At 40.7% G+C, this 11,387-nt stretch carries 9 protein-coding genes; 7 read left to right on the top strand and 2 right to left on the bottom strand.

Annotation, left to right across the window (positions count from 1 at the left end; all coding sequences use genetic code 11):
* Positions 1 to 329 precede the first annotated feature (329 nt).
* A complete protein-coding gene (locus V7K79_RS08370) occupies positions 330 to 1,832 on the bottom strand; it encodes an acyl--CoA ligase (protein WP_335046499.1) in 1,503 nt (500 codons plus the stop codon).
* 1,034 nt (positions 1,833 to 2,866) lie between these two features.
* Between V7K79_RS08370 and V7K79_RS08365 the strand changes: the two genes are divergently transcribed.
* The 7 genes from V7K79_RS08365 (at position 2,867) to V7K79_RS08335 (ending at position 9,854) form a co-directional block, all read left to right on the top strand.
* A complete protein-coding gene (locus tag V7K79_RS08365) occupies positions 2,867 to 2,995 on the top strand; it encodes a hypothetical protein (RefSeq protein WP_335046496.1) in 129 nt (42 codons plus the stop codon).
* 102 nt (positions 2,996 to 3,097) lie between these two features.
* The gene (locus V7K79_RS08360) at positions 3,098 to 3,262 is read left to right on the top strand and encodes a peptidoglycan-binding domain-containing protein (protein ID WP_335046494.1); all 165 of its coding nucleotides are present in this window, start codon (positions 3,098 to 3,100) and stop codon (positions 3,260 to 3,262) included.
* Between the two features lie 304 nt (positions 3,263 to 3,566).
* Positions 3,567 to 4,646, top strand: coding sequence for a glycosyltransferase family 4 protein (locus V7K79_RS08355; RefSeq protein WP_335046492.1), 1,080 nt, complete (start codon positions 3,567 to 3,569; stop codon positions 4,644 to 4,646).
* Between the two features lie 204 nt (positions 4,647 to 4,850).
* Positions 4,851 to 5,621: a WecB/TagA/CpsF family glycosyltransferase gene (locus tag V7K79_RS08350; protein WP_335046490.1), complete on the top strand. Its 771-nt coding sequence runs from the start codon at positions 4,851 to 4,853 to the stop codon at positions 5,619 to 5,621.
* 124 nt (positions 5,622 to 5,745) lie between these two features.
* Entirely contained in the window at positions 5,746 to 7,590 is a 1,845-nt protein-coding gene (locus V7K79_RS08345; RefSeq protein ID WP_335046488.1) for a tetratricopeptide repeat protein, read from the top strand.
* Between the two features lie 171 nt (positions 7,591 to 7,761).
* Positions 7,762 to 8,286 carry a putative molybdenum carrier protein gene (locus V7K79_RS08340; RefSeq protein ID WP_335046486.1) on the top strand — a complete coding sequence of 175 codons (525 nt, stop codon included), beginning with the start codon at positions 7,762 to 7,764 and terminating at the stop codon, positions 8,284 to 8,286.
* 470 nt (positions 8,287 to 8,756) lie between these two features.
* Complete coding sequence (locus V7K79_RS08335; protein WP_335046485.1) at positions 8,757 to 9,854, top strand: LLM class flavin-dependent oxidoreductase; 1,098 nt, start codon at positions 8,757 to 8,759, stop codon at positions 9,852 to 9,854.
* 114 nt (positions 9,855 to 9,968) lie between these two features.
* Here the strand turns inward: V7K79_RS08335 and V7K79_RS08330 are convergent, their stop codons facing one another.
* On the bottom strand, positions 9,969 to 11,240 hold the full coding sequence (locus V7K79_RS08330) for an MFS transporter (RefSeq protein WP_335046483.1): 1,272 nt from the start codon (positions 11,238 to 11,240) through the stop codon (positions 9,969 to 9,971).
* Positions 11,241 to 11,387: the final 147 nt, after the last annotated feature.

The raw sequence follows: 11,387 nt of genomic DNA, 5'->3' as shown, positions 1-11,387 counted from the left end.
GCTAAATGAAGGAGGTCTTGTTATTAAATGGGAGCGTAAGATTAAAAACAAAGGTAATGCTGTTTATTAAATTTAGCTGCGTAGCAGCTTAGCTGGGGGAAAGAGGGTTTTCCAGTTTCTGCATAGATAACGGGAATTATAACTAATTAACCGGACATGATATTATTTGTAATGGGGTTTGTGAAAAAAAACTTAGGATGAAAATCAATTCACAATGTAGGCTTGTTGAGGCTGTCTACCGCCGACTTGTCTTAACAGCTTTGTCCACTACTATAACAAAGGACAAATGACTAATGACAGTCAACTCCAAAAATATTTCACAAATGATTTCAGACTGCTATATTCAGCAATTTCGCCATCGTCAATCGTTGCAGTTTGCCGGTAGCACCACGAGGTAGTCGATCTAAAATGTGAATTTGCTTGGGAACTTTGAAGTCTGCCAGCATAGTTGCACAGTGAGCTAAAAGTTCTTTTTCGCCAGCTTCAGCTTTCAGAACCACAGCCGCGTGGATATCTTCTCCTAAAGATTTGTGGGGGACAGCAAAGGCTAAGGCTTCAGCAACGGCGGGATGGCGCAGCAAAACATCATCTACTTCTAAAGGAGAAATTTTTTCCCCACCCCGGTTAATCAATTCTTTAATCCGTCCAGTCAAACGCAGGTAGCCATCTGTATCCACAGTACCTTGATCCCCTGTGCGGAACCAACCGTTCACAAAAGCAGTGGCGTTAGCTTCTAGGTTGTTTTCGTAGCCATCTATAACATTGGGTGCTTTTACCACCACTTCGCCTAAGCTTCCCTTAGATAACAGGTTGCCTTCAGAGTCCATAATGCCCACTTCTACACCAAAGCCATAACCGACAGTACCTGGTTTTCTGACTTTTGGTGGTAGGGGATTGGTAGTCATTAAGTGAGATGCTTCAGTCATGCTGTAAGATTCCACCACAGGAGCATTAAGAGTTGCCTCTAACTGTTCAATGATAATCGGCGGCAAAGAAGCGCTACTAGAGCGAATGAAACGAAAGCGGTTAGCTTTAACAATTTCTGGGTTGCGGCTAGCGCGCGCTAAAATTGTCTGGTGCATAGTTGGTGCTGCGGAATACCAGGTGGGTTTGTAGGTATCTACCAGTTTCCAAAACTCCAAAGCATTAAAACCATTAGGACAAACTAATGTACCACCCGAAGCTAGAGTTGCCAGCAAACAGCCCACTAATCCGTGAACATGAAATAGGGGCATTAGGCACAGTGTAGTATCAGCTGCTGAAAGCGAGTAAGCATTAATCAGGTTGGCGGCTGAAGCGATTAAGTTGCGATGACGAATCGGCACGCGCTTAGGACGACTAGTAGTGCCGCTAGTATGGAGAATCATCGCTAGATCATCAGCGTTGGGGGCTACGGGATTCGCGGATTCTGCTGGTTCTAAGCCTGTTTTGACTAATTCAAAGCTTAATGTACCGTCAGTATTTACCTTGGCATTAATCAGCATCATATCAGGTGTGACACCAGCAATGGCTGCTTCTGGCCCCTCAGATAACATAATCAATGCTTTTGCTTGGGTATCTTGGTAGTAAAAGGCAAATTCTTCTTGTTTGTATTTAGGATTTAAGGGTGCAGCAGTGCCACATAAGGCAGCAGCCAAAAAGGTAATCACCATTGGTGAACCGTTAGTCATGGCAATGGCAATGCGTTCTCCCCGTTTCAATCCAAAGCTGTTGAGTTGAGATACCAGTCCAATAACATTCTCGCGCAATTGCTTATAAGTTAGCGATCGCCCCTCAGGTGTAACTAGGGCTGGATGATTATCTTCCCCTACTAAAAGCTCAAATAAATTCATTGGTTTTTCCGAACTGTAAATATTATGATTTAGCTTAAACAAAAAATTGTGCCGTTCTAGCTGGAAAAAGCAGGAAAATCATAAAGAAGTTAAGCTGTTCCACAAATAACCTTGCATATATTGGGCGGGCGAGACACCCACCCCACAAGAAATGTACAATTTCAGATTATGTAAACTAGATGTGGTTTAGCTTACCAGACCTGTAACTTCTGCTATAGTCAAAGCTTTGCAAATACAGGAGTCACGGGAATTAAGGGAAGAAGTTTTTCTTGTATCCTTGTGTACCCATTTTATAATAATGGCTATTTTCTGAGTTAAGCCCTATCTATTTTGAAACCTAGAGTTTTGTATAATAAGAAATTATTGAATTTTAGCTGGAATTTTTAACTTTACCATCATTTGAAAAACTACGGTTTTCAATATAGAAATCGTTTAAGTTTTATCAGCAGTTTATCAGATATTATGATTGATTTGGACGTGATAGATGATATATTTTACAGAGTTCTAAAAGTTTGGATTGTTTAAGTAGATGGTTGAAAAGCGGCAAAAAGCCTACTATAGACTTCCCGTATAAACCTCCCACACTTGTGAGGGGCTTTGAAACCGCCATACCTCATATAAAAAGAGGGTTAAATCTATAATATTTTCTTATTAAAAAGAATACTGCTAGACTCGACAAAATCCCCTATTTTAAAATTTATTTCTAAAATGTAGATATGTTGGTGCATAGAGAATTTTAAACCGTTTGGGGTTTTGACCTGAATCTGCTAATGGTTCGACGTACATTTTTAAGAAATCAGAGCGCAATTTCAGGCGACATAAATTTTAATACATTTAGTCATGCCTTTGTCACAATTTTGCAATAGCTTTGTCAATACAACGTGTGATGCTATAGCTCTGGCTTGGAAAATAGTTTCAAACTAAATCCACATACCAGAATCTACAGAGGAGAATCACTTAAGGCACAGTCCTTTATGAAGATGACTCTTCAAATAGAAATTGCAAAATCTCATACAGTTGGAAGGAACAAAAAGATGAATTGGAAAATACTTGCTTTGCTCCCTGTTTTGACTCTAGCGGCTGCTATACCTGCTTACTCTTTAACTAATAATAAAAGCCAAAATACAACGGCTACTACTACCGACATTGCCCAAAGTACTTAGCAAGGCAATTCGATAAAAAAGCCTAATGCTATACATAAATCTAATAGTACGGCAAAGCGTACTACTGGTAATGTATTAACAGTAGGCAGCAAGGGAGAGACAGTGAAAACTGTTCAGAATTCTTTAAAGCAACAAGGATTTTATACAGCAAGTGTGAATGGTATCTTTGACAATAAGACTAGTGCAGCAGTAATGAAATTTCAGAAGTCTAAAAAATTAAAAGCAGACGGAATAATTGGACGCCGGACTTTGGCCGCTCTTAAATAAGAAACTTCCAAGTAAAAAAAATTCAATCTCATAGAAACAAGAAAGACAAGGAAGAAAGAAGTCTAGTTGAGTAGACAAATTGGATAATTTATTTTTTGGAGTTCCCTAATACTGTAAAATTACTAAAACATTCATTGAGTAAATTTATGGAACTGCGATTAGGTATTTTGAAAGTTAGTAGCATTAACTATAAAAATACCTTTGGAGTAAGCTTTTGGCTATAAACTATTATCAGAAATTTGTTCTTATAATAGTTTATATAAATAGCTCTATACTCAATTTATAAAATAAATTAATAGCAATTATGAGTCCCGTAAAAATTACTATGTTGGGCGAAAGCTTGGAGCGCCAAGGTGGAATAGTTTCTGTAGAAAAGCTCATTCTTGAAGAAACTACCTCTGATATTCAAATTAAACATATTGCTACTTTACCGAATGGTTCTGCTATCCATAAAGTGTTAGTATTTTTGCAGGCGATAGGTGAGTTGTTTTGGAACTTATTAAACCAAAAGACTGACCTAATTCACATTCATGTTTCAGATAGAGGTAGCGCTTTTCGTCATTCAATCACTACTCTAATTGGTTGGCTATTTCAGAAACCAGTAATTATTCATACTCATAGTGCTGATTTTCATTTGTTTTACTCTAAACTACCTCAATGGCTTAAACAGTGGCTAAGTTGGTCGTTTTGTAAATGTAGCCGTTTCATTGTTTTATCAGATAGCTGGAAAAACTTCTACATTGAGAATCTTGGTTTGAAGTCAGAGCAGGTTATTGTTCTCCCTAACCCAGTAAAAATTCCCGCACAAATTCCACAGCGAATAGATTCTAAACAGATATTTTTCTTATTTTTAGGGCGCATTGGTGAGCGCAAAGGTGCTTTCGATTTAATTAAAGCATTTGCTTCTATGCCTGTTGCTCAACAAAGCCAAGCTAAGTTAGTTATGGCGGGAGATGGAGATGTAGAACAAGCTCGTAGTTTGATATCAACTCTAAATCTGATTAACTACATCACTATTCTTGATTGGGTAGATAAAGAAAAACGTGACGATCTTTTAACTAAAGCTGATGTTTTTGTATTACCTTCATACAACGAAGGTCTGCCTATGGCATTATTAGAAGCAATGAGTTGGGGTTTGGCAGTTATCACTACTGCTGTGGGAGGAATACCCGAAATAGTTACTCCAAACCAGAATGGATTATTAGTAAATCCAGGAAATATTCAACAATTGTCAGAGGCAATGCAATCCTTAATTGCAGACGAAAATTTGAGAATATTTTTGGGAAGTAATGCACGAGTCAGAGTTAAAAACTTGGACATAAACAGTTATCTTACATCTTTAAGATGCATTTATACAGCAGTTATCAATCAAGAACTAGTTTGATGAAAATAGTTTGAAGTGACTTACACTATGTATTAAATACCAAACTTACAAACGACGTAATTTATTCTGTATAAGGATAGCAGGAGTTGAAAAGATATATATTTTATATTAGTAAAAGTCAAGAAACGATAAAGGTATTATTCTTTTGTAGTTCGCACTATTCTAAACTTGGTATACTAGCTAATAAATAAGAAAGGTACAGAGATGAAAAATTTTCCTGAAGTGAAGTTGTTTGATACAAGATTCCATAAAGTTAATGTACACGAATTAGTTGATTATTTAATAGAAGCAGCAAAAAATAAAAAAAAGACAGTTGTAGGACATGTAAATATCAGAGCGATGAATTTTGCTTATGAAAAGTCTTGGTATCGAGATTTTTTGAATAAGGCTGATTTAGTATTTTGTGACGGATTTGGTGTAATGGTAGGAGCTATATTCAATGGTTATTCAATGCAATCTGCACATCGAATGACAGCACCAGATTACATAGAAGATTTAGCATTAAATTGTGAAAAAGAAAATATTTCTTTATTTTTGTTAGCCGGAAAACCTGGCGTAGTGGATAAAGCAATTACTAAGTTAGAATCAATTGCGCCTAATTTACACGTACAGGGACATCATGGTTATTTTGACAAATCAGGAAAAGAGAATGATTTGGTAATAGAAAAAATTAATAAATTCCAACCAGATATTTTATATATTGGTTTTGGTATGCCGTTACAGGAACGCTGGATTTTAGATAACTTCAAGAAAATTGAAACTACTGTATTTTTACCTTTGGGTGCTTGTCTAGATTTTTATACTGACTCTATATATCGCGGGCCGCGTTGGATGACTGATAATGGTCTGGAGTGGTTAACACGTTTAATTACTGAACCTACTCGTCTAGCAGACCGTTATATTGTAGGCATTCCATTATTTTTTTATCGTGTAGTTAAACAGCGAATCGCTCAAGGAATGATAACAAATCGCTAAATAAATTTGTTCTAAATTTTGCATTTGTTATAACCATGACTGCCCAAAAGTGGCCAATTGTTTCTCCTATATCTGCTGCCAAGACTAGAATTAGAATTGATGTGACATTCTCCTAGTAGCCAAAGTGCCAGACTCTCTGCCATTAAGCGATCGCTATCTTGCCTTAATCGATGAAATTGTCGAAACCACCCTCAAGGGCAAAATTAGCTCTGTAGAACAGGTGTATCAAATGCTCCTTAAAGGAATTACTTCCGGTACAGGGGAAGTCTTTGAGCTAGCTTTGAGCGATCGCCTGACTACCTTCCAAAGCCAAGTAGATAGCGAAAAAGACGAACTCAAGAAAGCTAAAGCGACTCGTAGTTTGAGAGCCATTAAGACGATTCAAAGTCAATGGCAACGGTGGCAAGAGCAAAACAAAGCCACAGAAGCGATCGCCTCCGCAGTTACAGAAATCACCACAGCCCCTGCTGCCGAGCGTCTAGGGGTATTTATCCGGGTTACTGACCCCAATCAGAAATATCCGCTAAATTTACAACAGCTACAGCAATTATCAAAAGCATTGCAGCAATTTGCTCAGGCAGATGCTGATTTACAACAATTTTCTGAAGGGATTACCCGTGGTTTAGCTTCTTGGCAGCGATTGCAAGACAACTTGCTCAGTTGGATGTACGAGCAAAAAGAATCTCTGGGGTTTGGCGGCGTACCGGGAGAACGCGGCCCTTGGGCAAGTTGGGCGAAACAACTTAATAGTGAGTTACCCCAAGCACTGCTTCGCACCCTAGCTATGGAAGAATCTGCAATAGAGTTTGCCGAGCGACAACGGGGGATTACCCTGAGAGATTGGGTGGAAATGGCATTGATTTTACAGTACTTGCAACGGGGACTAATTAACTGGTTTGACCAACAAGCTTACGATGTGAAAGCAGGGCCAAAGTTGTCCATTTCCACTTTTTTGACCTTTGCAGTGATTTGGAGTCAGTTAGCAAGTGGTTTTAGGAGCATTGGCACAGTATACAGCGATGCCTGTTCTCAAATTATGCTCCAGATTTTGCGAACCTTTGCCCAGCGTCCGTATTTTCCGTTTTACGGTGGGATTTTTGCCTCTTTTACTGGCACTTATTTACGAGATGCCCTAGATTATTTGGATGAACCGCTACGACAAGGCGAGGGAACTCAAGAAAAAGCGCGAATTTTGACCCTTTTAGGTTATTCTCAGCGTGCTTTGGGACAATACCAGCGCTCAATTGATTTTCATCAGCAGGCGCTAGAGATAGCCAGGAATGCAAGCGATCGCCCTTGTGAAATTGCCAATCTCAACCACCTCAGCCGCACCTACGTGCAACAGCAAAATTATGCTGAGGCAATTAACTACAGTCAACGAGCATTAATACTAAGTCGGCAAGCAGGCGATAGCACAGGAGAAGCAAACGCGCTGGTAAATTTAGGTTACAGCGAAGTTATGCAAGCTCAGGAATTAGAAAATTTAGAACCAGAAACTTATGAAGCCGCAATTAATTATTTGGAACAAGGTTTAAAATTATCAGAAAAATTAGGCGATATTCAAAGTAAAGCGTTATGTGTTAGCAGCTTAGGAATTGCTTATCTAGTAATCGGAGAACACCAAACTGCAATTAAATACCTTGAAGATGGTTTTAAAACAGCGCAAGTTTCCGGTGATTTGTATCTCCAAGGGCGGAACTTAGCTTATTTAGCAGAAGCTTATTATCATCTGCAAAATTCCGAAAAAACTGTTTACACTGGCTGCTTGGGAATGTATCTTTTAGAGCAAATTGCTTCTAATGAGTGGCGTCAAGCAGCAGGGTTACTAACAATTTTGCAGGGGCAAATCGGGGTAGAAGCTTTCCAAAAATTCTTACAGCAACATCGCCCGAAAATTATTGCGGTTATCGGTGTGGATGGGTACGATCACATTCCGCAATTGTTAGAAGAATATAAGCAAGATATGTAACAAAGGTAAGCATTCAGGTTTAACTGCTCCTTAGTTTGAAAAGAGAAGCAAGACAAGAAATGCGTAGGCGTAGCCCGTCGTAGACATCGCTCAACTTTCAACTGAGGGACAATGAGCAAAGGCGTTGTACTTGCATTGCTTATCGTTGGAGGACTTATGCAGGGTAAAGCGATGCCTACGGCGGTAAACTACGCACTTCCGATCACCGAGAAAAAAGAGTCAATATCGTCTCATCAACGCCTTTGGGTTGTAACCGGAGGTCAGACAGGAGTTGACAGAGCTGCGCTCGATACAGCTTTGTCACTTTTGTTACCAGTTCGTGGATGGTGTCCAAAGGGGCGGCTTGCAGAGGATGGAAAGATACCACCTGTATACCCGCTTCAAGAGACAACGAGTACAGACTACGCATTACGTACCGAGTGGAACGTTCGAGATTCAGATGGGACGCTCCTCCTAGTGTATGGATCGCTTGAAGGAGGAACAAAGCTTACAGCTGACTTGGCGCATAAGTACGATCGCCCCGTCCTCATCATTAACGCGCTGTCGTTTAGTGGAAATGACGCTGCTCGTTTCTGGAGTTGGATTCAGAAGCACAATATTCGCATTTTGAATGTTGCTGGTCCACGAGAAAGCTCACAACCGGGTATTATTTATAACCGTGCCCAATATGTTCTTAAGCAGCTCTTGGAGTCATAAAAAGAAAGAGATAAAACTTTCCCCCAGTATATTTTTTTAGCAGAAATCCATATTGAGCTTGCTTATTTAAATGAATTGTGGTAGCTTCATTATAATTTAAACACCTTTAAGTCGATTGATTTACCGTATTTTAATTGACGGCATCATTACTCTAGTTAAGAAATTTGTTTTCACTAGGTAGTTGAAAAACCGTAGATAGTAAGGTAGTGATGGCTATCAGCCAAAAGTTATTTGTAGCATTGTCCACTGGACATGATTGAACAATACGTATTTGCAGCGATAAAAACTGCGTAGTTTACCGCCGTAGGCATCGCCCACCGAGCCATAATCCTTTATTGTTATCGCTAATTTAATGGTGAAGCAGTGTTTATCGATAAACCTTGAGGCTTTCAGCAGCAGTGAGGCAGCATAGGTCTACCTAAATTCCTCCTTGTCTTCCTTGCTCCCCTATATTTTCAGGACAATTAATTATGCCAATTGAATTTATTGGATTGATTCGGACAAAACCGACTTCGGAATTAAATAGTGCATCAGGCAGTCTAGGCGATGACATCATTGATACAGCTTATGTTCGTGAATTTGCCAAAGCCCATGAAGAAGGAGGCTTTGACAAAGTATTGATTGGCTATAGTTCTAGTAGCCCTGATGGTTTGATGATTGCTAGTTTCGCGGCTTCCGCAACCGAGCGATTGGGCTTTTTAATTGCTCATCGTCCGGGTTTTGTCGCACCAACTTTGGCAGCTCGCAAAGCAGCTACTCTTGACCATTTTACCAACGGTCGGATTGCAATACATATTATTACTGGTGGTAGTGATGCTGACCAGCAAAAAGATGGCGACTGGCTGGATCATGACAGCCGTTACCGTCGCACCGATGAATATTTAGAAATTGTTCGTCGTGTCTGGACAAACGACATTCCCTTTGATTACGAAGGTGAATTTTACCGCATCAAGGGTGCTTTCTCTGCGATCAAGCCGTTGCAAAAGCCCCACATCCCGCTTTACTTTGGTGGTGCATCTGGACCAGCCGTACAGGTAGGAGCTAAACACAGTAATGTCTACGCCTTGTGGGGTGAGCCAATTGCCGCAGTTAAAGAACGAATTGCAGAGGTGCGTGCTGCCTTACCACTCGGTCGTTCCATTCGCTTCAGCGTCTCTCTGCGACCAATTATTGGTGCTACAGAACAAGAAGCTTGGGAGAAAGCACATAGCATTTTAGCGCGAATTCAAGAGTTGCGAGGAGGCGCAAAATTAGCTGCCCCAGCTAGACCCCAGGCGGTAGGATCGCAACGTCTGCTGGATTTTGCAGCCAAAAATGAGATTTATGATAAGCGTCTATGGACACCGATCGCAGCAGCTACTGGTGCGGCAGGTAACACTACTGCTCTAGTGGGTACACCAGAACAAGTAGCAGAGGCTTTGGTTGATTATTACGATGCAGGTGTAACTACCTTGTTGATCCGGGGCTTTGATCCTTTAGAGGATGCGATCGCTTATGGGCGTGATGTCATTCCTTTAGTACGTGCAGAAGTTGCACGACGAGAAAGACAAACAGTTGGAGTCAGATAAATACGGTTCAGTTAAAAAAGACAGGGGAGAGGGGGTAGAAAATTGCTTTCTTGTCCCCCTTGTCAAGCGTGAACAGAAGAGTGTTTAACTGTTTTTTGAGCTTTATCGACTTGTTTAGCGATTAATCCAACGACTCACTGCTGGTAGTTGTGCAGAGAACCATAGTGCACCTAAAATACTCAGACTCCCACAGACAATCAAGGCATTAGTCGCACCAAAATTATGTGCCAAAGTTCCAGCTAACAGATTCCCAAAGGGGAGCATACCCACCATTGCTAGGGCATAAAAACTCATCACCCGTCCGCGCTTATCCTCGGCAACTAGGGTTTGGATAATCATATTACTACTGGTAATCAGAAGGATGGAAAAGCACCCTGTAAACACCAGTATGATTATGGATAATCCAACTTGACGCGATAGTGAGAAGGAGATCAGACTCATCCCGATCAATACTTGAGCGACTATAATCACACGCTCTAAGCCTGCAATCCCTCGCCTAACACTCAGATATAAACAAGCAAACAACGAGCCAATGGGCGCTGAGGTGCTGAGGTGAGCCATTGTAGTTGCATCCCCATTTAAAATCTTAGCTGCGAAGACGGGCATGAGCGCGACATGAGACATCCCGACTAAACCTTGTAACGCCAGTATTAATAAAATTGCTTTAATCGGCTGCAACTTGGAGACATATTCAAAGCCCTCCCGCAATTTCTGCAAAGTATCGCTAAGGCTCGTAAGGGTTTGCATCGGTCTGACTTTCAGCCGCATCGCTAGCAGGGTAAAGATGGCAGGGATATAGCTGAGAGTATCGTAGAGAAAACAATATTTCACCCCTAGCGTCGCAATCAAAATCCCGCCCATCGCGGGCCCCAATACCAGCGAGGAACTTAACATCACTGAATTCAAAGCGATCGCATTACTCCAATCGGCGCGATCGTCTACGGTTTCGGTGACGATTGTATGACGCACGGGCATATCTAATCCCTTCAGCAAACCATTGAGAACACTGAGTACCAATAAAATGGGAAACGTAATCCAATTTGTAAAGGTAAGAATCGTTAAAGCGAGGGAAACGCTGATTCCCAATATCTGCACCACCATTAACAAGTCACGACGACTCCAGCGATCGGACAATACGCCCGAAAACGGAATCAGTAATAACGTCGGTAAAAATTGCACAAACCCTGCAATTCCTAACAACCAAGCTGATTGAGTCAAATCGTATACCAGCCAAGGAATAGTTAACTGCTGGGTCATAAATGTCCCAGACATTGATAGTAACTGTCCCCCAAAAAACAGCCGAAAGTTACGCCAGCGAAAGGCGGGTAAATATTGGTAAATGATATTACTCACGCGATCGCCTAGTTGTCTGTTCCAAATTTTCATCAAGAGAGTTTTATTATGTTTTACGAAATATTTAGATTAACAAATATTTAGACTAACTAATTATTATAGGATAATTGCTTAGTCTACCGCCGCAGGCATCGCGCCACGCCTGTTTGAGTTACAAGATTACTTCTGGTTCTGCTGCAA

This window comes from Nostoc sp. (genome assembly GCF_036917575.1).
Classification (GTDB): Bacteria; Cyanobacteriota; Cyanobacteriia; order Cyanobacteriales; family Nostocaceae; genus Nostoc.
This window is presented reverse-complemented; position numbering and strand designations above follow the sequence as displayed.

Bases quoted from the DNA above. Each gene is read 5' to 3' on its own strand.
- V7K79_RS08340 (WP_335046486.1), top strand. From the start codon at position 7,762: ATGCCTACGGCGGTAAACTACGCACTTCCGATCACCGAGAAAAAAGAG.
- V7K79_RS08370 (WP_335046499.1), bottom strand. From the start codon at position 1,832: ATGAATTTATTTGAGCTTTTAGTAGGGGAAGATAATCATCCAGCCCTA.
- V7K79_RS08365 (WP_335046496.1), top strand. From the start codon at position 2,867: ATGAATTGGAAAATACTTGCTTTGCTCCCTGTTTTGACTCTAGCGGCT.
- V7K79_RS08330 (WP_335046483.1), bottom strand. From the start codon at position 11,240: ATGAAAATTTGGAACAGACAACTAGGCGATCGCGTGAGTAATATCATT.
- V7K79_RS08355 (WP_335046492.1), top strand. From the start codon at position 3,567: ATGAGTCCCGTAAAAATTACTATGTTGGGCGAAAGCTTGGAGCGCCAA.
- V7K79_RS08335 (WP_335046485.1), top strand. From the start codon at position 8,757: ATGCCAATTGAATTTATTGGATTGATTCGGACAAAACCGACTTCGGAA.
- V7K79_RS08350 (WP_335046490.1), top strand. From the start codon at position 4,851: ATGAAAAATTTTCCTGAAGTGAAGTTGTTTGATACAAGATTCCATAAA.